A 20547-nucleotide genomic window follows, 5' to 3' on the forward strand; every position below is an offset into this window, starting at 1 on the left:
AGTGTTCAAATATAGGTGGAAGCTCAATAGTTACGGTTGCAATGTTGAATTCGATTCAATGTCTATTTTTGAAGCAATGCGATTGCTCCGTCTTTCATACCTGAGTCTAGTGATGTTGATGTCCGCTTTTTGCTACGGGCAAGAAGGACATCCGTTCATGACAGATATTGAACTTGGGCGCCAATACAGCGATCTACGCATTGGAAGTATTGCCCAAGAAAGCGAAGAATCGATGTTCTTTTCCACTTCGCGTGGATTGCTGAAGTACGATGGTTCTACTTGGATAAGGATCAACACGCCATCTCCCGTCATTAAGGTTTACAACCACAGCGTTTCGGATAGGATCTTTGTGGCGCTGAAACACGGAGCCATGGAGGTGGTACTTTCAGACTCTGGGGTATATATGGTGACCCCTATTGCGGGCATCAGTACCGATCAACCGATAAGTCACATTCTTGGTACCGATAACGAGGTCTTTTTCATTGGCGAAAGCGAAATCCATCGCTACAATCCACTTACAAATGAAGCTGCCGAACGCTTTCCATTCGCTGAAAAGCTGATAAGTGGCGCGTTTTTGAATGAGCAGCAACTGTTCGTTCTGTTCTATCAGGAAGGCCTTTTCCAGTGGGATGAAAAAGCCTTGAAAGCCATCGGAAATCATGTTCAATTGGCCGAGAATCAGCTGTTGTTCTCGTTTGAAACGGCCAACGGAACCTTCCTTGGTTTTGACAGCGACCGTGTGTATCGTTTTGCTGACGGGAAATTCCATGTATCGAGCGAAGAACTGAAGAAGTTCCTTTCTGATAATATCCTATCAGACGGAACGAACATCAACGATTCGCTGATGGCCTTCTCTACCCTTGCAGGAGGTGCGGTAGTGGTCAATATCAAGACCCAGCAGATCAAGTACCGCTTCGATTATTCAACGGGCTGTAAAGACAACGAAATATTCTGCCTTGGAAAAGACCGCGATGATGGGCTTTGGCTGGCGTACGAAGCAGGGCTTAGTCGCGTGGATATTTCTCAGCCTGTGAAAAATTTTAGCGGATATCCGGGGCTTGAAGGGAACCTGATATCGAGCATTGTAGCCAATGGCGTGCTGCATATCGGAACTGGAAATGGCGTGTACGTGCTGAAAAAGGCCAGCAACAAGGCCGAGATGGAACGTGTGATGGATGACATGCTCCGCAAGAAGCAAGAAGCCAAAGAGGTTCAGAATTCAAACTTCATCCCACCAGAATCGAAGCCAAGCAGTACTGAAACACGCGAATCTGCCGACCTCATTCAACGCTTCAAGGAAAACCCTGCCGAAGTGAAGGAAGAACTGAGCAGAAAGGAAATCCGAGACCTGAAAAAGGAGCTTCGAAGGCAGCGGAAAAATGGTCAGCAGAATAACGTTTCTGATGATCTTCCCGAAGATCCGCCTGTTGAAGAGGAACCTAAAGGAACCACGCAGGAAACAAGCGGTCCGGACCCTATGAAAGGGCTTATACCTAACCCTAGCTCTGGACCAGCAGGCAGCGGCATGACAGCGCCCCCAGGAAGTGGTAATCAGCAGCAGAATCGGCCAGCTGTACTCAACCAAAGCTCCGCTGCAAAACCAGCCACCGACCAAAAGGCGGGCAAAATGCTCGATTCTTACCTCTATAGGAAAGTGAAAGGAATTGACATTAAATGTCGCCAGCTCATTAGCCTTGGCAATCAGGTTTTTGCCGCTACCAACAATGGGCTTTACGCCATCACGGGCGAGAATTCCAAGAACCTTACGCCTGGAATGTACATCAACTATGCAACTGTTTCTTCTGATGGGAAAAAGTTGCTGTTGGCATCGCTTACCGGGGTGTTTGAACTGGCGCAGGACCGCGCTGGCAATTGGGTATCCAAGGCTTTGAATGATTCTGTTCAGTTTGCGGCTTACAACCTAAGCCAAGATGCCGAAGGCGATGTGTGGGCAGGAACAGACAATGGTGCCTACCGTTATTCGAAGGATCAGACACGGTTCTATCCGCTTCCCGAAATAGTGAACGAGCGGGTGCTTGTGGCCAATGTTTATGGCAAGATCCATTTCCTGCTGCCCTCTTCCCTCTTTCTGTATATCCCGTCTTCAGATAAGATCATCCCTGCTACGTTGCCGGAAGTGCCAACCAGCGACAGGTTGGAGTTCATTCTTGGAAATGATGGCCTGATCTGGATACAATCTACCAACGGATGGCACGTACTGAACGGGGAACAGTACGAACCGATGTTGCCCTATTTGGAACTTTTTGAAGATATCCGTCATCTAAGTACGGACGACAAAGGGAATATCTACCTGATAGAGAAAGGGACTGCCGTTTATTCGGTGATGAAATCGCTTACATCGGAGAAACGGAAATTCAACATCTACTTCAGGCAGGTGGTAGATGCCAATGGCCAATCGTTCTCGCTGCAAGAGATGAAGATCAAGACAGATGGAGACGCCCTCATCTTCAATGTTTCTGCGCCATTTTACCTCAAAAGCCAAGGAACGGAATATCAGTATCGCATAGAAGGTGTGAGAGATAATTGGAGCAGGTGGTCCTCCAAAACAGAGATTGAACCCGGAATCATTCCATCGGGCGATTATGTCTTGCAGGTACGTGCACGCAATATTCTGGGAGAAGTGAGCGATATTAAGACCCTCGAGTTCAGCGTGCCGCAGCGTTTATTTCTACGATGGTACTTCTTACTCCTTTACGTGATTCTCCTTTCGTTGATCATTCTCGGCATCATCAAAGTGCGCGAACGAAGCCTGAAGGAAACGCAGCGAATTTTGGAAGAGAAGGTTGCTCTGCGTACCGCTGAACTTGAAAGTGAGAAAGTGAAGACAGAGGAACTGTTGCTGAACATTCTTCCGAAAGACACGGCCAACGAACTGCAACTGAACGGCAAGGCAACAGCACGGCATTACAATCAGGTTTCGGTACTTTTTACCGACTTCAAAGGCTTTACGCAGTTTGCCGAAAACACGAAACCGGAAGACCTCGTCAATGAGCTACATCGCTACTTTGTGCGTTTTGACGAGATCATTGGCAAATATTATCTGGAAAAGATAAAGACCATTGGCGATGCTTATATGTGTGCTGGAGGTGTGCCTATCAGAAACAACAGCAACCCGATATCCATCACCTTGGCAGCACTGGAGATCCGCGATTTCATGCTGCAGGTGGCAGAAGAGAAACGGAAAAGCAATGAAGCCATTCTTGAAATCAGAATAGGCATGCACACAGGACCATTGACCGCTGGTGTGGTAGGTCTGAAGAAGTTCGCCTACGATATTTGGGGAGATACCGTGAACACTGCCAGCCGCATGGAATCCGCTTCAGAACCGGGACGCATCAACGTTTCGGGAACTACCTACGAGATGATCAAGAAGTACTTTGAATGCGAATTCAGAGGAAAACAGGAAGTGAAAGGAAAAGGACTGGTGGAAATGTACTTCGTCAATAGCATCAAAGCAGAGTTTTCGGAGAATGGCGATGGCCGCACGCCTAACAGCCGTTTGTGGGAATTGATCAGCTGATCAAGCTGCGCGGATCACATCCGACATGCCTGTCCTGAGCCTGTCGAAGGGCTCAGTGCAAGGCCTGCGGAAGATCTGTACTAACCCAACAAGGAAATTCTATTGAAAATGAACCGCTGTACATTGACCAGCATAAATTGTCACCGTACGTGAGACACTATAGGGCGAAGGGGTAATTCCATCCAGACCTGTTAGAAAATAAATGATGCCGTTGATCTGGTATGTGCCGGGATATAATTCTCCAGTGAAACAATAGGTAGAATTGCATGCTGGTTCAGATGTGTAATGACCTCCATATATAGTGCCTGTCAGACCCATTACCGACATATTCATAGCATTGTAGCCATTAGGAAATCCGTATTCTGACACACTTGTCCACGCCACAAACTTTCCTTTAACAGCTGCGTTACAGTTGCTTTCGCAAGCCGATAAGGTGGAATAACTTGCCCCAGAACTAACATAAACGCAACTGCCACCCGAGCAGGTATAACCAGCACTGCCTCCGCCTGAACATGCGCTTTGACACTGCGATAAGCTGGAATAGGTGGCCCCACTGCTTACATATGTACAATTTCCGCCCGAACATACATAGCCTGATCCGCCTTGGCCATTGGACCCTAGCACTACCGTGGCAGACGAACATGCCGCATCAGCCGCTTCGCAAGTGGAGTAACACAGGCCAGTCTCTGAACAGTGATACGGATAATCTACAGGACAACAGGCCGTGGTTGAAACAGGGACATACCCTTGCTGGCTACAAGTTCCTCCACCCGACCATACATCATACGAACAAGAGCTTGCACAGCTGTTGTAGCAATCGGAATAGCTAAGGTAATCTGCATTGGACGATACGGAAACGCAGGAGCCCGATACACATGTATAGCCAGATCCTCCGCAGCTATTGTAGCAATCGGAATAGGTAAGGTAATCTGCATTGGACGATACGGAAACGCATGAGCCCGATACACAGGAATAGCCCGGTCCTGCGGCTGTTTCGTATTGACAGGCATCGCCATAGTATCCGTCAAAACATTCGCATTCGCCATTACGACAAGTTCCATTACCGCAGTCCATATCAAGACAACGGAAACATGATGACATCAGAAACATGGAAAGAAACACAAGGACGTGCGAAGTAGCTCTTCGAAAGGAGGTGGTTGGTAGCATGGGGGTGGCGATGGGAACAACTTGGATGCAGAACGTTCAGCATGCAGTTGAGTGCAGGAAAAGTATGCAAATTCCGTACAATTTTCAGATAATATTCACTGAACCCTAAGAGGAAACTGCAGCGCCATGTTTTGGAAAATATACGATGGTCGTGAGCTTAATTATACCCACTATCAAAAGCTTCTTCTTTGATGCTCCAACCTTTGGCCTTGGCATTGGCCATGGCTTTCTTTAGCTGTGCCTCTGTTTCTTGGAGGGTACCATACATAGGAAGCAGATCGATAAAGTCGGTTACATAGCCTACGGCACTGTAGCGCACATTGCTTTCCAGTAGTTTTAGAAAGAACTGCTCATCATCGCTATCATCGCGCCAGAACCAAAGCACCTTAAAGCCTTGGTTGGCCAAGCGGAACACATAGATCTTGCCGGGTATCACTTCCATACTTCAAATGTAGAAGATAGGAGTTAGGAGTTAGGCCTTCGGTTTTAGCTGTTTGCTGTACAAAAAGAAACCCCCACTCGTTTGCTATGCTAACGAGTGGGGGCAACTTAAATGTAGCGCTCAGTTATTGACTGCAGGTACTTGGTTTCAGAGTTTTTTAATCTGACCTTCTGATACCCACTTGGACTTGAAGAGGGTATTGTCGTACTTAATATGATACTTATTCTCTCCTACTTCAATTACGGTTGCTGGTTCAGGCACCATTCCGTATTCCACTTCTACGCGGTCGCCAATCTGGTATTTACCTGTAGCAGCAGGTGAGGCAGGCTGCTCCAGCAATTTAATACGGTCTTTCTCCACCCATTCGTCCCAACCTTCGCCATAGTCGGCATAGCTTACAAAGTACTTGCCTCCCTCTATTTTCTTGATGGAACCTGCATACCACGTACCACTGCTTTCAATTTCAATTTTCTCCCCTACCCGTTGGGCAGAAACAGAAATAGCAGTAATTATTAAAAGAAGAAGTGTCAATTGAAGTGTTCTCATTGCTTTTAGATAGATGGTTTAACAAAAATTAGTGCTACCCAAATATCAATATTGATGCCAGATGAAAGCACACTTGAAAAGAAATTTAACATAGCAATCGGAAATAAATGAGCTGCTAGGTGCTAGGAGTTAGGAGTTAGGAGTTAGGAGTTAGGCATTAGCTTTTAGCTGTTTGCTGTACAAAAAGAAAACCCCTGCTCGCTAATTGTGATCACGAACAGGGGCAACTTCTAACTTGTCTTATCTCTTCTATAACGCTGGTGCTTTGCGTTTATTGTAAGAGCACCACCTTCCCTTCCCTACGACAAGCTCATGTTCAATTACACATGATGGGTCATGGAATGTGTCTTTGATTACAGATAGAACGGGGGCTCATGTGCCAGTCTTGCTTACTTTATCCAACCGCGTTTACGGGCCATCACCAATCGTTTTTTGGCATCGTCCACGTTGGTCAAATGTCTGTTGGCTATGCGCAGCATATCATTAACCGTGCTAAGCAAGTAGCTCACAGCGTAGGGGTAATCTGCCACACGTTGGATGTGCCAAGTGGTCATGTTAGGCTCCATGCCTACGGGAGCCCGTAGCACCTTGAGCGAAGCCTTACAATAGCGTTCTTCATGGGCACGAAAACGCTTTAGTTTCTTGTCTATGAGGATGAGTTTATTTTTGGCAAGCCGTGTAGGTTTTAATATACCGTACCCATACCATTTTTGGCTGTCCTCGTCCAAGGTGGACAGGTACTTCTCTGTCCGCTTCACTTTATTCTTTGCCGAAGCATAACTCTTTTTGAAGGCAGCAAAGTTGATGCTGGCTTGTTCATGTCGTTGTAGCGCGGCTTCTAGGGCAGGAATCAGTTGGGGCCAAACGCGTGGGTAACCTGTAGTATCCATGGGGTTGGGGTTTGTATAGCTAAGATAAAAGGTTTTCAACAAATTACCAACTCTACTTGAGGATGCAAGAACAGCGGTCTCTCTGCCGCAGGCGGAAACTTAGCGAAGCGGTCTCACCAGAGGTGAACTGATCGTGTTTCATTCCACAAGAGTCATCACATTCGACATGCCTGTCCTGAGCCTGTAGAAGGGCTCCGTGCATCATCACCAGCGGAAGACTTGGGCGCAATGTCATTAAGTTAAGCCGTTTGAGAGATTGCTTCGTTCCTCGCAATGACGCTCGGAGCATCGTCATTGCGAGGGAGGAACGACCGAAGCAATCTCTATTCAACATGGCTGATCTCTTAACTTAATGACATTGGATTCGCGCGGGCGTGGGGAGCTCCCTAAATCCCCCAAAGGGGGACCGAGGTGCGTTGAGGAAGGGATAAGGGGATAAGTGATAAGGGATAAGAGATAAGGGATAAGAGATAAGGGATAAGGGATAAGGGATAAGAGATAAGAGACGGGAGAAAATGGACGGGGGTTCAGTTTTTTGGAAAGAAATTCAGCGAGGTCCAAGCGCCTGCGTGGAGCCATGATTTAAGCTCACCCTGATATTGCCTGACTTCGTTCTTGGATTCGGGTGACACGATGAAATGATAAGGAAAGCGCCAAATACGACTTACTTCATAGAGCGTACTTACGTGAAGCTCGTTGAGCAGTGATCTAACTCGAATGGAAATCGGCACAGGAACACTATCGATAAGAATGGCAGAACTGATCAGTTCCAACTGTTGCTCTGAGCAGATGATCGGTTCTTCCAGCACGTTGCCCGCATTACGGGCATTCAGGATATGTTCCTGCACGTATTGCAGCTGGCTGCGTTTGTAAGGTGCAAGGTCGGATTGCCTGTTCAAGATGCGGTTTTCGTAGGTCACATGTGAAATGAACAGGACGTCTTGGAGGGATGCTACGCGTTCCACGGTGAAAAGATGGCGCAACGATTCGGGCACTGATAAGCTATTTGGATCAATCAACTTGAAGCATGCACTTACAGGTCTGTTCGGTTCGTAAATGATGTCTCGTATATCGATGAGTCCCTTTTCGGCAGCGATCTTCACATAGACGTCAATATCCTGTATCAGACTTTTTTGAAGTTCGTGGAATTCGGTCAGGGTCTTAGCTCCTACATTCCTTTGGTACATAATGTACATTGAAGGATGATTGATGAGGTCGTTGACCGTTTTGTGCCCCAGTCGACCAATGCTATTCAAAAAACGCGTGGATACGAATTCATTGATGACCGATAATGGTATGTCGTAGGGGCTCATGGTACGGCAACTCAAAACTAGAATGAAGGTAATAAAAGCTCAGATCATTAGCGAGGGAATCAGGTTTTCAGCTCCCCATGGGCATTTACCTTCTGCGCGTGGGGAGCCCCCTAGATCCCCCAAAGGGGGACCAAGCTGCGTTGAGTAGGCGATGGCAGAGACCTCGGAGGTCTATCTGTCTATCGGGACGGGATGATCGTGTCTAGCTCCACAAGAGTCATCACATTCGACATACCTGTCCTGAGCCTGTCGAAGGGCTCAGTGCATCACCTGCGGAAGACTCGCTAGTGATGGATTGAATCACTCAACTATTTTCTCCTCTTTTTCTTATTCCAGTACCCTTGCCACGGGTCGAATGGTGGCTTCATCTCCTTATCACTGAGCAATGGTAAGTCATTTGTATTAAGGACTTCCTCCACCTCCTTTTTCGTCATACCAAATGATTTAGCGAGGTCTTTGACTGGCACACCTTTTAGATAGGCGTCTATGATTTTATCCTGAATGCTTTTCAATGGCATTTTGCTTCGAGACTTGCTTACATCACCAACTGCGTTTTTTACATTTTCGATTCCGAGAAAGACTGCCGCATCTAAAAGCACTGGCAACAGTTGCTCCACTAATGACGCATTCAGCACCAATTTGCTTTGCTTAGGGGCATTCGGAAAATTATCAATGCTTTGCAATAATCGTACATAGAGACGTCCGTCTCTACTCATTACATCCGAAACAATGGTGGATTTGCCCGATTCAATCAAGGCGCTATGAAGTATCTGGTCCATGAGCTCAAGGATTTGATACTCACTAAACTAATCAAAATCCTTAAAACTAACACCTAGTACCTAGAACCTAAGACCTAGTACCTCCTCAAAAAACTTTAGCTCCATTTAGTTTAGCTCTTAGCGGCACCGGTTAGGCGAAAGGCTAAAGCCACACAGGCTTAGCTGGTTTAGTGGTTTTCCTTCAGGCAACCTGTTTTAGCGTGGGTGTGTTCGTATACCCAACTAAAGGGGTCGTAATCAATGGAGCGCCATTGGCCTCTACGATATTCAAAACCATAGCGATGCACGCCTTTAGTGCCTTTAAAGTTGAGCAGTAGCCTGTCTTTGGTTTTTGGTTGCAGGTCTACATCAAAGGTTTCGGGTTTATTGAGAAGCTGGGTGAGCACGCTTAGATTGAGCTTCTCTTGCGCTGGGTCTATGGGTGGCGGGCCAGCCATGGTGCCTATGATGAATTCCGCTTTACCTAGCACATGCGGGTGGAACTCCCAGGTATCGCCTAGGGCTTTCTGCTCTTTATGCGAACAGCTACAGAGTTTAAGTGTGGCGGAGGGTTGGCACATGAAAATTAGGTGTTAGCTATTAGGAGTTAGGAGTTAGGCATTAGCTTTTAGCTGTTTGCTGTACAAAAAGAAAACCCCTGCTGCTAAATGAATAACAGACAGGGGCACTCTTCTAACCGAAGGGTAGGACAGGCTAATCAAAGATAAAAAAATGTTTTTGAAAATTGCAAATGCGCCTGTGTGGCATGCTGTTCTACCTCGTTGTTCGGAGGCGCAGAGATGTCTAGACCTATTCGATTTTGGAAACCTCGTACATCCCTTTCAAGGGCATTTTTTGGTTTTATCTAAAGATCAGTTCGGAACTTAGCGAAGCGGTCTCTCTGCCGCAGGCGGAAACTTAGCGAAGCGGTCTCTCTGCCGAAGGCGGAAACTTAGCGAAGCGATATCTCTGCCGCAGGCGGAAACTTAGCGAAGCGATATCTTTGCCGCAGGCGGAAACTTAGCGAAGCGGTCTCACCAGAGGTGAACTGATCGTATTTTAACCAAACAAGTGACCCTTCGGAACACTTGCTCGGGCGGGGATTCATCATGCAGTCATTCCCTTCACGAACACCTCCACAAACTCCTTCATCCTTTCGATGATGCGCTCACCGATGGAACGCGCCTGTAAGATGCTTGGCCGTTGTTCCAAGCAAGCGAACACCTGTTCTTTCAGGGGTTCCTGACCGCTGAAGATGTAGGTCTCGATGAGGTTGCTGAACTGCTGTCTGTCCAGGTTCTCCTCTTGGCAGATGTCATTGAGGGCAAGCACCTTCTGGTCTTCCCAATACTTTTTGAACTCATCTTCAATGCTGTCCAAGTCTGAGATGTGGGGCAGCATCTCGTCAATGAACTTTTCGATGAGGTCGCGCTTGCTACGCAGCTCCACCTCGCCTTTCAGCATGTCGAGTATCTGCTTCTTCTGCCGCTCCTTTTCCGTTTTATCATCCGTCTTCTTCTGCTGTGCCAGCAGTTTGAGGATGTAGGCCACATTCACCTCATCGCGGTGCAGGAGTTCCACCTCAAAATCCACATCATTCAAGATGGAGACCTTCTCTTTGCTGTGTTTCACACTTTCGCGGATGTCCTGATACTTGCTTGAATAGTCCGCGAAGGCCTGTTCGCTCATCGGCAGGTCGTCCCATGTGAATTCGGTATAGGTCTTCAACACATTGCGCAGGCGTATGAGCTCGCGGAATGCCTGTACGAACTGTAGTATCTCCTCCTCGCTTTCGAGGTTGTTCACGCTCTTCACCGTTGGGGCTATCTTCAACAGCTCGGCAAATGCCTTGCTGAAGCCTTCCACCATCTTCTCATATTCGGGCAGGAAGATGACCTCCTTGGCTTCCTTGTTCGAAAAGAGGGCGATGGCCTCGTCCGTAGCCGATTTCAGGTTGCGGTAGCACAGGATATTCCCCTGCGACTTCTGCTCGTTCAGTATGCGGTTGGTGCGCGAATAGGCCTGTATCAACCCATGATGTTTCAGGTTCTTGTCCACATACAGGGTATTGAGTTTCTTGGCATCAAAGCCTGTGAGGAACATGTTCACCACCAGCAGAATGTCCAAGCGGTCGCTGTCGGGGAAGTTGGCCTTCTCGCGGTTCTTCATCCGCTGGCTCAGGTCTTGGAAATAGCGCTCGTAGCCCGTGTCGCTCTTCATGTCCAGTTTGACCCCGAACATCGCGTTGTAATCATCCACAAAGGCGAAGAGCTTGTCGCGGCTGTGGGTGGACACATATTCCCCGGCCGCTTCACGGGCCATGGTCACATCATCAGGCAGCGCGCCCCTGTCCACATCATCCTCCTCGTTGGCGCCATAGCTGAAGATGGTGGCCACGCGCAGGTCGTGTTGGCCCGCTTCCTTCTTGGCCTTGAAGATGTCGTAGTAGCGGATAAGGTTCGGGATGCTGCTCACCGCGAACATGGCCGAATAGGCGCGGTTGTGGGTCTTCTGGTCGTGGTACTGGATGATGTGATCCACCACCTTCTCCATCCGCTCGTCCGATTCGAGCACCTCCTTGGTGTCGATGTCCTCCACCTTGGTGTCCTCGGTGATCTCGCCTTTGCGTTTCACGGTGCGGTAATACTCCACATGGAACCGCAGCACGTTCTGGTCGCGGATGGCATCGGTGATCACATACTTGTGCAGGCAGGTCTGGAACAGGTCTTTGGTGGTGCGCTTGCCCAGCTCGTTGCTCATGGCATTGTCGGCAAAGATGGGCGTGCCCGTGAAGCCGAAAAGCTGATGGTTCTTGAAGTATTGGGCAATGCGCCTGTGCGTGTCCCCAAACTGGCTGCGGTGGCACTCATCGAATATGAACACCACCCGCTCGTTCTGCAAGTGGCTGATGCTCTTCTCGTAATGCCCTTTGCTGATGGCGTTGTTCAGCTTCTGAATGGTGGTGACAATGAGCTTGGTCTCGTCCTTGAACTGATTGACCAGCCCCGTGGTGTTGGCCGTGATGTCCACACTTCCCTTCTTGAAGTTGTTGAACTCCTCCATGGTCTGGAAGTCGAGGTCCTTGCGGTCCACTACGAACACCACCTTCTTTATCTCCGGCAGCTTGGTCAGTATCTGGCTGGCCTTGAAACTGGTGAGCGTCTTGCCGCTGCCCGTGGTGTGCCAGATGTAGCCGTTGTTTTCTACCGAACCCTGAGGTTCTCGAAGGGTGGAGTTGGAAAGGTCAGCGCTGGCCTGCCCCGTGTCTTCGAGAGCCTCAGACACCCCTTCCCACGCCTTAACCCGTTTGACAATCGCCTCCACGGCATACACCTGATAGGGTCGTAGCACCATCAGCATCTTGTGCGTCTCGTTGAGCACGATGTACTGCGAGAGCATGGTGCTGAGGAATGTTGGTTTCAAGAAACTGTTGGCAAAGGGCTCCAGATCGGTGATGTTGCGGTTGCTGACATCCGCCCAGAAGAAGGTCTGCTTGAAGGTGAGCGCCTTGATGGTGTTGTTGGCGTAGTACTTTGTGTTGACGCCATTGCTAATGACGAACAACTGCACGAACTGGAACAGCCCTCTGTCCGTCCAAAAGCTACTCTGCTTGTAGCGGTCTATCTGGTTGAAGGCCTCCTTCAGCTCAATGCCTCTGCGCTTGAGCTCTATCTGCACCAAGGGTAGGCCATTGACCAATAGCGTCACATCATAGCGGTTCTTGTGTACGCCCTCAACGGTGATCTGATTGGTGACCTGAAACAGGTTCTTCTCCGGCTCTGCGGGGTTGAAGAAGCGGATGTAGCGCACTTCCTCATCATCGGTGTGCAGCTCGAAGCGGTCGCGAAGCAGCTTGGCGCGTTCAAACACATTGCCTTTGCCCAAGTGGTTGAGGATGCTCTCAAACTCCCGCTCCGAAAACTTCAATCCATTGAAAGCCTCCAACTGGCATTGGAGGTTGACCAACATGGCTGCCTCGTCATTGATGCGCACAGGCGCATAGCCCAAGCCCACCAGTTGCTGGATAAGGTTGTTTTCGAGTATGGCTTCGGATTGGGTGGTCAAATGCTCAGATATTTAATATTGACTTGTATCTGGATGAGATGTACTCCCAGTAATCGTGCATTTTCGGGTCGCTGAGAATTATCTTCTTGTCAAAGAAGTCTTCGGTATAGACGGGAATAAACTTATCAGGGTCGGTTTGAAGGTTCTTCCAAACATGGGTGGCAGAATCTCCCAAATGACTCAATTCTTTGCTTGTGATTCTTTGAAAGTCGGTGTTCGCCTGAGGCGATAGGTGCATCAGATACACTTTATCCGCTCCAAATTCTTTTGCCAACTCCATTTCATGGGCCAGAAACTGCTGACGGGTAAACTGATAGAATGGCTCAAAGAACAGACTGTCAAATGAAGGCACTTTGGCTTTGTCAATTGGGCAAGGCTCCTTCTCCCACAAGTGGGAATAGATGGTGGTTCTATCCGTACCGTTTTTTGAGATCTTATAGGAAGTGCTACCATACGACTCGCAGTATTTCCATTCAATAAGGACAATGATCCTTTTCCCCGAAGCGGTCTCGAACATCACCGCTCCATCAACACTCGTAAAATTGGCGCCTCTGGTTCGTTCGGCCTTGCCTTTGGTCTTTTCTCCCAAATAGTTCTCAAGTCCGATCCATTCCAATGCAATGATGGAGTCGGCATCCATGGGAACCGTGTTTCGGATGTCAGGGAAATAGCGCTGAAACAATTTGACCAGCACCGACTCCGAGATGTTCAATGACATCAGAAGATTCACACAACAGACCTGCGAATCGCACAGGTGAGAGCTTGGCTTATCTTCAATATGGTCGTGCCATTTTATCTTGTGCGCTTTGAAGTAATCAATGGCACTGTCCCGAATGGGGGCAAACAGGTTCTGGTCGGAATTCTCGAGCGGCAAACAAAAAGGATACGGTCTTTCTGGAGCATAATAGCCCTGACCTTTTGCCTGTTCCGTCAAATGCCCTGTCAGAAGCTTCCAATTGGCCTGCTCTTTTTTCTGTTGCTCCAAAAACTTTCCCATCATATCATCTGCTTAAATTGAATACTGCCCTGTTCATCATAGTCTATCACTCGTAGCCCGTTCTCCACCTTTTCCAGATAACAGACCTCTCTCCACTCCTTTCTGATCTTTCTGACCTGCTTGAAGGAGGCATTCCATACGACCATTCCTGTAGCTTGGCCTGTCCATTTCCTGTCTGTCAGCGCTGAAACAAGCTCCATGAAGAACTTCTGATTGTTCTCGATCACGTTCAGGAAGTTGTCCACCTGGCGCTCAATTCGCTTCAGGTCTCTGGAAGACTTCAATTCCACGACAACCAGATTCCCTTCTTCGTCCAAGGCCAAAAGGTCATTCACTACCCGCTTCCCATTCTCAGTAATCGCCAATTCCGAGGTCAGCAGGTGCAGTTTCCTATCGAAGAACAATCGGTGACCATTTGACAGTGCATCATAGATCAACCACGCCTGCAATTCTTTTTCCCGTGTTTCGCGTCCCTTGGTGAATTTGTGTTTGCCATTCACCACGTCTTTCATTTTTTGAATGGCAGCTCGCTCTGTTCTGATTCCACTTATGCCTATCTCTGGCGTTTTCGCGTCCAATGAGATCAAGGATAGGGAATGGCGGTTGCCTCTGAAATGGATCTTGTGCTTCATCAACGTGGCATGATGCTCAGTATTGAGATCATGCGCCAGTTTTATGTACTTCAATTCTTTCATCTCAAACAAACATCTCTTGCAGCAGCCCTTTCTTAAACTGCTGGGTCAATTCTATCTGTGCGCTTACCGCATCTATCTTCTCATCCAAACTGCTCAGGAAGCTGGCTATCTTTTGTTGCTCTTCGAGACAAGGTAGTTTCATCTTGAAGGTTTTGTATTCCTCCGCATTTATCCCAGGTTGACCAGAACGCATTGACATTACTCTAACCCATTTATCATATTTATACGAGAGCGTTTGATAGTAGATGAATGACGCGTTCGCCTTTTTGACCCTAAATCGGATTAGGAAACCAGCAAAATATACTATGCCATCGTTAGGGTGATACAAGTAGCTTTTTCCTACGCTTGCACCTGTCCTTGCAAATAGTAAATCACCTTCTTTTAGAAGATAGTTTTCGGAAAGTTCTCCTTCAGGCGATGTGACGCTTGACTTATCGAACTTTCTGGAATTCTCGTCAATATCAGTTATTCTCAGATATTGATTTTTTCCATCAAATTCCTTTGATGCTGCATTTAGGCCATACCCGATATTTCCACAAACATCCCCCAACCTCTTCTCCTCCCAATCCTCATAATCACTCCCATCTTCTCTTTTGAACCGCAGTTCTGGAGCCTGTCCTGAGCCTGTCGAAGGAAACAACTTTTGCATCACCCCTTTCTTGTACTGCTGTAGCAGTTCCTTTTTGCGGTTGAGGTGCTGTAGCTTCTCATCTACCGCACTCAGAAACCCCGCAATCTTTTGTTGCTCGGGAAGGGTGGGTATGAAAACCGTGACCGCTTCTAAGCTTTCTTGCCCAATGTTGTATCGGGTACTACCGCCACTTCGAGTAGTGATTTCCTTCCTAGCCTGATCGGTTTTCAACATCCCGTTCATAAACGAGGGGTCATATTCCTTCTTACCTCTTCCTCGAATTACAAATCCTCCAAATACGGCCGTTTTATCCCGATCCAAATAAACATTGGATTGACCGACTTCCTCCCTTGTTTCAGAACTCCTCTGGAAAAGGATGTCTCCATATCGAACTTCATTCTTCTCGACTTCCTTATCCGAAAGTTCCACTTCCCCTAAAATCACATCATGCGTAATGAAGTCATTCTGAATAATATCCAGAACATTAATGAATTTGTACCCACTGCCGTATTGTTCCTTAGCTGCATTTACTCCGTTCTTGAAGGTTAGCAAATCACCCAACAGCTGTTGAGACCACCCATCCTCAAACCCCCGAAACCTCAGCTTCGGCACTTTCAACTTCTTCTGTTCCGCTACTTCCATTGTCTTGAACTATGATAGGTGTGATGGGCTATGAAGGACTATGATAAACGGTAAAGGAGAGCTCATGATTGATCAGGATGTTTTCGGTGCTGGTTTCATAACGCGTTTAAATTGCAGGCGGGTATTGCCGAAGTTGATCAGCAACCCTATCTGCATATCGTATGCTTCGAGGTAGTTGATGGCCTGTGCCAGGTGTACATCCTCCAATTCTTTAATGGCCTTTATCTCAAGCATGATGGTGTCATCCACAAAGAAATCGACCCTGCGGGTACCGATGTCGTGACCTTTGTAGCTCAATGGCATTTCCATTTCGCGTTGGTGGGGCAATCCTTGCATGTTCATTTCGATGGACAGTGCGCGCTGATACACCACTTCCTGAAAACCATTGCCCAACTGCTTGTGCACTTCCATGGCGCAACCAATGATCCTGCCCGTCAACTCGCTATGTTCATACTTCTCATTTATCATCTCCTAAAAATCATATTCCACCATTCATCATAGTCCATCATAGTATCTCATTTCATCATAGTTCAAGACTATACTGGCGCCTCAATCCCCAACTCCTCACAATACCTCGCAATAGTGGCATCGGTGCTTTTCAGGGCTTCGGCCACTTGCCTCAGTTCGGTGCTTATGGCCTGTAGGTCAATGGCGGCCTCTTCCTCAAAGGTGTCCACATAGCGCGGTATGTTCAGGTTGTAGTCGTTGTCGCGCACTTCTTCGAGGGTAGCGATGTAGGCGTATTTTTCTTCTAACACTTGAGATTCTTCGCTGCGCTCAGAATGACAATAGGAAGCATAGGTATCGGTTATCTTGGCAATGTCCGCTAGCCGCAGCTTGTTCTGGGTCTTCACCTTCTCGTAGTGCTGGCTGGCATCTATAAAGAGGATGTTGTTGCTTCTATCAGCGCCCTTCGATACGATTCCTTCGGAATCACTCAGGGTGACGCGCTGAGAACGGTTCTTTTTCAGCACGAGGATGCAGGTGGGTATGCTGGTGCCAAAGAAGATGTTGGCAGGCAGGCCTATCACGGCATCGAGGTAATTGCGGTCGTCTATCAGAAACTGGCGGATGTGGCCTTCGGCCCCACCACGGAACAGCACACCATGGGGCAGCACGCAGGCCATGGTGCCATCGTCTGCCAACTGGTGCACCATGTGCTGCACAAAGGCAAAATCGGCCTTGCTGCCGGGGGCCAACCGCCCGTAGGCCGCAAAGCGCGGGCTGTTCATGTGCAAAGGGTTGGCGCTCCACTGTGCCGAAAATGGCGGGTTGGCCACCACGGCCTCGAAGCGTTCTTCCACGTGCTGTGGGCGTTCGAGCGTGTCCTCGTTCTTGATGTCGAACTTGCGGTAATGCACGTTGTGCATGATCATGTTCATGCGTGCCAAGTTGTAGGTGGTGGGGTTGCTCTCCTGCCCATAGAACTTACCCGCATCCAGCACTTCCTTCGCCACGCGCAAGAGCAGCGAACCACTGCCACAGGTGGGGTCGTACACGCTTTTGAGGCGTTTCTTGCCAGTGGTGACCAGCTTGGCCAATACGGTGCTCACCTCCTGCGGGGTGTAGAACTCGCCCGCCTTTTTGCCCGCTCCGCTGGCAAACTGCCCAATGAGGTATTCGTAGGCATCGCCCAGCACATCGGTCTCGCTGTTGTCTATCTGAAAGTCGATCTGGTTGAGATGCACGAGCACTTTCACGATCAGTGCGTTCTTGTCGTCCGTGGTCTTGCCCAGCTTGCTGCTGGTGAGGTCGAGGTCTTCAAAGAGGTTCTGAAAGTCCTCTTCGCTCTCGGTGCCTACGGTGCTGTTGGTGATGTTGTTGAGCACCGTTTTGAGGTCTTCGAGAATGAAGTTCTCCTCGCCTTCGCCACCGCTCCTGCGCACCATCTCGCTGAAGAGTTCGGAGGGTTTGAGGAAGAAGCCCACGCTTTCGAGGGCCATGTCCTTCACGGCCGTCAGGTATTGCTGCCCTTTGGGGGTTCTTTCGTCCAGCTCGTCATAGCGCAGACCATCAGGTTTCAGGATGGCATCGGCATAGCCATGCATCTTTTCGCTCAGGTACTTGTAGAAAATGAACCCAAGGATATAGTCGCGGAAATCGTCCGCGCCCATCTTGCCCCGCAGGGTATTGGCAATGTCCCAGAGTTTGGTCTTGAGGTTTTCGCTCATTATGAGGTCTACAGATTTAATGTGCTGCTAACTTAACACCCTTCATCCATATCTGCAATAGCTTCTTTTAAGCTTTTAGGCGTTAGGTATTAGGAGTTAGCGATTAGCACTTTTTCAATTCCTCTGTTCTTCCGTTCTTCTGTTCCCTTAACCGCAAAGACGCGGAGTTAGCGCAAAGGGCTGATTGAGGTTAGAGGAGAGAGGTTTGAGGTTAGAGGTATTAGGAGTTAGGTATTAGGAGTTAGCGATTAGCACTTTTTCAATTCCTCTGTTCTTCTGTTCCCTTAACCGCAAAGACGCGGAGTTGGCGCAAAGGGCGCAAAGATGTTCTCTGTTCTTCTGTTCCCTTCGACTTCGCTCAGGGTACGCTCCATCGGCTTCGCTCAGGGTGACAACGGACCATGGTCAATGGTCAATGGTCAATGGTCTATAATCTATGGTCTATAGTCTGTGGTCAATGGTCTATGGTCTGTGGTCTGTGGACTGTGGTCTGTGGACTATGGTCTGTGGTCAATGGTCTGTGGTCAATGGTCTGTAATCTATGGTCTGTAATCTATGGTCGTCAGCATGGCAAGGAAACATAGCAAAAGACACCTAAACAAGGCGCGCCCACCGCAAAAAGCGCCCTCCTCTAGCCTAGTCTAAGCACAAAAGCGGCAAAAAACCCCCAAACATGAACTTTATGTTGGGCATCAAAGACTTTCTGATGGGCAACATAAACTTTCTGATGGGCAACATAAACTTTCTGATGGGCAACATAAACTTTCTGATGGGCAACATAAACTTTCTGATGGGCAACATAAACTTTCTGATGGGCAACATAAACTTTCTGAAGGGCAACATAAACTTTCTGAAGGGCAACATAAACTTTCTGATGGGCATCATAAAACTTTTGTTGGGGCACATAAAACTTTTGTAAGTCAGCATTTTGGGGCAACAGACCGAGCCAGATGCCGCCATGCAGCCTTTGTTGTGTTTTGTCTATTATATACAACAGCATACGACTTTTTTAGACCTAGGCGATGCCCGAGCCAGTGCCAAATAAATGGCCAATATGGATGATTCGGCAGGAACTTTCAAAAAAACACATGAAAATTATTCTTATTGATTTTCAAGTACTTACAATTATTTACGTCATTTTTTCAAAAATAAATTTGGATAATTCAAAAATCCATTTTTAACTTTGACACGCTGTTGAAGGTCAGGATCCGGCCTAAGAAAAAGGAAAAGAGTTAACGCAAGTGGGACCTAACTTGCACAGTGCCTAACTAAAACTCTATAAATATGGCACGTGTAAAACTCGGCTTTAGTCGTTTTTCGATTACAGTCAAAATTCTCAGAGCCCGAATGATCGTGCAAAGCATGACGGGCAATCCAAATTTTTCAACCTTGCCACCAGAAATCGATCTTCCCGTGATTGCGGACGCCATCGATCTGCTGGAAAAGACGGCACAGGCAGCCATCAAAGGCGGCACGGACAAGAACTTGGCCAAGTACCTTGCAGATGCCACCTTGGTTGGGCTGATGAGCAAACTACAGGATTATGTGCAGGTGGCCAGCAATGGCGATCCGCTCGTTATCGAAAGCTCTGGCATGGAAGTGCGCAGAGAGCGCGTGCCTGCTGTTCTGCTGGATGCGGTCAATAACCCAGATGCAACTGTTGGCAAGAATGCAGGCGAGGTGCTTGTAACTTGGGATGGTCTTGCAGGTTCTAAAGGATATGTGGTAGAAATGAAGTTGCCAGCCAACGCCATTCCTCAGGCCATACCCGATGGTGGAAATACGGATGTGATGCTGCCTAGCGCAGCTGCTTCGGAATGGGTACGTATAGATACGGTGACCAAGAGCCGCTTAGTGGTGCAAGGTTTGGAAACAGGTCAGGTCTATAGTTTCCGTATTGCCGCCTTCAATGCCGCAGGACAGGGAGCTTACTCTCAAACAGTTAGTAGCGTAGCAAAATAATCGCTTCTCTTTCGGGGTCGCTGCGCCACCGTGGCGACCCCTTCCAAGAGCTTTATTACCGTACAGCCCCATCTTCTTTGGAGGATGGTATAAGGCACATGGTGTCGTTTTTCCCACTGTGGGCCCCACCCCGAATGACTATGGTTGTTTGGGGTTTCGGTTGAGGGACTAGGTGCTAGCTATTAGCTTTGAGGTTAGAGGTACTAGGAGTTAGGTATTAGGAGTTAGCGATTAGCACTTTTTCAATTCCTCTGTTCTTCTGTTTTTCCGTTCTTCCGTTCCCTTCGACTTCGCTCAGGGTACGCTCTTTCGAATTCGTTCAGGACAGGCAGGGTGACAAATGCTTGGTTTCGGCTCGTTGCCCTAAGAAAGAAATCCCCCGCCTGCGGCACCCTCCTTCGACTTCGCTCAGGACAGGCTCTTTATAAGGGGGAAGGATGGTATCTCGTTGCATTACCTTTTTCCTTTTCTCGATTTTCCGTTCTGTCATGCTGACGAAGGAAGCATCTTTTGTCTCTTGCCTCTAACCTCTTATCTCCTATCTCTTGTCTCTTATCTCTTATCTCTTGTCTATTATCTCTTGTCTATTATCTCTTGTCTATTATCTCTTATCTCTTGTCTCTTATCTCTTGTCTCTTATCTCCTATCTCTTGTCTCCTATCTCCTATCTCTTGTCTCCTATCTCCTATCTCTTGTCTCCTATCTCCTATCTCTTGTCTCCTATCTC

17 protein-coding genes are annotated in these 20547 nt (G+C 48.1%); 3 read left to right on the forward strand and 14 right to left on the reverse strand.

Annotated elements, in window-relative coordinates:
• Positions 1–76 precede the first annotated feature (76 nt).
• Entirely contained in the window at positions 77–3541 is a 3465-nt protein-coding gene (locus K9J17_14345; GenBank protein MCF8277910.1) for a hypothetical protein, read from the forward strand.
• Between the two features lie 99 nt (positions 3542–3640).
• On the opposite strand, the gene K9J17_14350 is transcribed toward K9J17_14345, so the two are convergent.
• The 13 genes from K9J17_14350 to K9J17_14410 all read right to left on the reverse strand — a co-directional run bounded on the left by K9J17_14350 (position 3641) and on the right by K9J17_14410 (position 17858).
• Positions 3641–4615, reverse strand: coding sequence for a hypothetical protein (locus K9J17_14350; protein ID MCF8277911.1), 975 nt, complete (start codon positions 4613–4615; stop codon positions 3641–3643).
• Between the two features lie 250 nt (positions 4616–4865).
• Complete coding sequence (locus tag K9J17_14355) at positions 4866–5150, reverse strand: hypothetical protein (GenBank protein MCF8277912.1); 285 nt, start codon at positions 5148–5150, stop codon at positions 4866–4868.
• Positions 5151–5297: 147 nt separating this feature from the next.
• Positions 5298–5696 (reverse strand): hypothetical protein, encoded by a 399-nt coding sequence (locus K9J17_14360; GenBank protein ID MCF8277913.1) that lies wholly within the window; start codon positions 5694–5696, stop codon positions 5298–5300.
• 389 nt (positions 5697–6085) lie between these two features.
• Entirely contained in the window at positions 6086–6586 is a 501-nt protein-coding gene (locus K9J17_14365; GenBank protein MCF8277914.1) for a hypothetical protein, read from the reverse strand.
• 527 nt (positions 6587–7113) lie between these two features.
• The gene (locus tag K9J17_14370) at positions 7114–7899 is read right to left on the reverse strand and encodes a hypothetical protein (GenBank protein ID MCF8277915.1); all 786 of its coding nucleotides are present in this window, start codon (positions 7897–7899) and stop codon (positions 7114–7116) included.
• A gap of 308 nt (positions 7900–8207) precedes the next feature.
• The gene (locus K9J17_14375; protein ID MCF8277916.1) at positions 8208–8678 is read right to left on the reverse strand and encodes a hypothetical protein; all 471 of its coding nucleotides are present in this window, start codon (positions 8676–8678) and stop codon (positions 8208–8210) included.
• Positions 8679–8845: 167 nt separating this feature from the next.
• Positions 8846–9238 carry a hypothetical protein gene (locus K9J17_14380; GenBank protein ID MCF8277917.1) on the reverse strand — a complete coding sequence of 131 codons (393 nt, stop codon included), beginning with the start codon at positions 9236–9238 and terminating at the stop codon, positions 8846–8848.
• A 526-nt stretch (positions 9239–9764) separates the two neighbouring features.
• Complete coding sequence (locus tag K9J17_14385; protein ID MCF8277918.1) at positions 9765–12722, reverse strand: type I restriction endonuclease subunit R; 2958 nt, start codon at positions 12720–12722, stop codon at positions 9765–9767.
• Between the two features lie 4 nt (positions 12723–12726).
• Positions 12727–13719, reverse strand: a complete 993-nt coding sequence (locus tag K9J17_14390) for a hypothetical protein (protein MCF8277919.1) — start codon at positions 13717–13719, stop codon at positions 12727–12729.
• Positions 13719–14414, reverse strand: coding sequence for a hypothetical protein (locus tag K9J17_14395; protein MCF8277920.1), 696 nt, complete (start codon positions 14412–14414; stop codon positions 13719–13721). The genes K9J17_14390 and K9J17_14395 overlap by 1 nt, the downstream gene beginning before the upstream one ends.
• 1 nt (position 14415) lies before the next feature.
• Positions 14416–15687, reverse strand: coding sequence for a restriction endonuclease subunit S (locus K9J17_14400; protein MCF8277921.1), 1272 nt, complete (start codon positions 15685–15687; stop codon positions 14416–14418).
• A 72-nt stretch (positions 15688–15759) separates the two neighbouring features.
• On the reverse strand, positions 15760–16155 hold the full coding sequence (locus tag K9J17_14405) for a GxxExxY protein (GenBank protein ID MCF8277922.1): 396 nt from the start codon (positions 16153–16155) through the stop codon (positions 15760–15762).
• 68 nt (positions 16156–16223) lie between these two features.
• On the reverse strand, positions 16224–17858 hold the full coding sequence (locus K9J17_14410; protein MCF8277923.1) for a type I restriction-modification system subunit M: 1635 nt from the start codon (positions 17856–17858) through the stop codon (positions 16224–16226).
• A gap of 401 nt (positions 17859–18259) precedes the next feature.
• On the opposite strand from K9J17_14410, the gene K9J17_14415 reads away from it, so the two are divergent.
• Positions 18260–18442: a hypothetical protein gene (locus K9J17_14415; protein ID MCF8277924.1), complete on the forward strand. Its 183-nt coding sequence runs from the start codon at positions 18260–18262 to the stop codon at positions 18440–18442.
• 47 nt (positions 18443–18489) lie between these two features.
• Here the strand turns inward: K9J17_14415 and K9J17_14420 are convergent, their stop codons facing one another.
• The gene (locus tag K9J17_14420; protein MCF8277925.1) at positions 18490–18858 is read right to left on the reverse strand and encodes a hypothetical protein; all 369 of its coding nucleotides are present in this window, start codon (positions 18856–18858) and stop codon (positions 18490–18492) included.
• A 284-nt stretch (positions 18859–19142) separates the two neighbouring features.
• Here K9J17_14420 and K9J17_14425 point away from each other — a divergent pair, with 284 nt between their 5' ends.
• Positions 19143–19820: a fibronectin type III domain-containing protein gene (locus tag K9J17_14425; GenBank protein MCF8277926.1), complete on the forward strand. Its 678-nt coding sequence runs from the start codon at positions 19143–19145 to the stop codon at positions 19818–19820.
• The last annotated feature ends 727 nt before the right edge of the window (positions 19821–20547 follow it).

This window comes from Flavobacteriales bacterium (assembly GCA_021739695.1).
Lineage (GTDB): Bacteria > Bacteroidota > Bacteroidia > UBA10329 > UBA10329 > UBA10329.

Coding starts and splice junctions, on each gene's coding strand:
- K9J17_14345 (MCF8277910.1), top strand. CDS start 77: ATGCGATTGCTCCGTCTTTCATACCTGAGTCTAGTGATGTTGATGTCC.
- K9J17_14350 (MCF8277911.1), bottom strand. CDS start 4,615: ATGGACTGCGGTAATGGAACTTGTCGTAATGGCGAATGCGAATGTTTT.
- K9J17_14355 (MCF8277912.1), bottom strand. CDS start 5,150: ATGGAAGTGATACCCGGCAAGATCTATGTGTTCCGCTTGGCCAACCAA.
- K9J17_14360 (MCF8277913.1), bottom strand. CDS start 5,696: ATGAGAACACTTCAATTGACACTTCTTCTTTTAATAATTACTGCTATT.
- K9J17_14365 (MCF8277914.1), bottom strand. CDS start 6,586: ATGGATACTACAGGTTACCCACGCGTTTGGCCCCAACTGATTCCTGCC.
- K9J17_14370 (MCF8277915.1), bottom strand. CDS start 7,899: ATGAGCCCCTACGACATACCATTATCGGTCATCAATGAATTCGTATCC.
- K9J17_14375 (MCF8277916.1), bottom strand. CDS start 8,678: ATGGACCAGATACTTCATAGCGCCTTGATTGAATCGGGCAAATCCACC.
- K9J17_14380 (MCF8277917.1), bottom strand. CDS start 9,238: ATGTGCCAACCCTCCGCCACACTTAAACTCTGTAGCTGTTCGCATAAA.
- K9J17_14390 (MCF8277919.1), bottom strand. CDS start 13,719: ATGGGAAAGTTTTTGGAGCAACAGAAAAAAGAGCAGGCCAATTGGAAG.
- K9J17_14395 (MCF8277920.1), bottom strand. CDS start 14,414: ATGAAAGAATTGAAGTACATAAAACTGGCGCATGATCTCAATACTGAG.
- K9J17_14400 (MCF8277921.1), bottom strand. CDS start 15,687: ATGGAAGTAGCGGAACAGAAGAAGTTGAAAGTGCCGAAGCTGAGGTTT.
- K9J17_14405 (MCF8277922.1), bottom strand. CDS start 16,155: ATGATAAATGAGAAGTATGAACATAGCGAGTTGACGGGCAGGATCATT.
- K9J17_14410 (MCF8277923.1), bottom strand. CDS start 17,858: ATGAGCGAAAACCTCAAGACCAAACTCTGGGACATTGCCAATACCCTG.
- K9J17_14415 (MCF8277924.1), top strand. CDS start 18,260: ATGGTCAATGGTCAATGGTCAATGGTCTATAATCTATGGTCTATAGTC.
- K9J17_14420 (MCF8277925.1), bottom strand. CDS start 18,858: ATGCTGTTGTATATAATAGACAAAACACAACAAAGGCTGCATGGCGGC.
- K9J17_14425 (MCF8277926.1), top strand. CDS start 19,143: ATGGCACGTGTAAAACTCGGCTTTAGTCGTTTTTCGATTACAGTCAAA.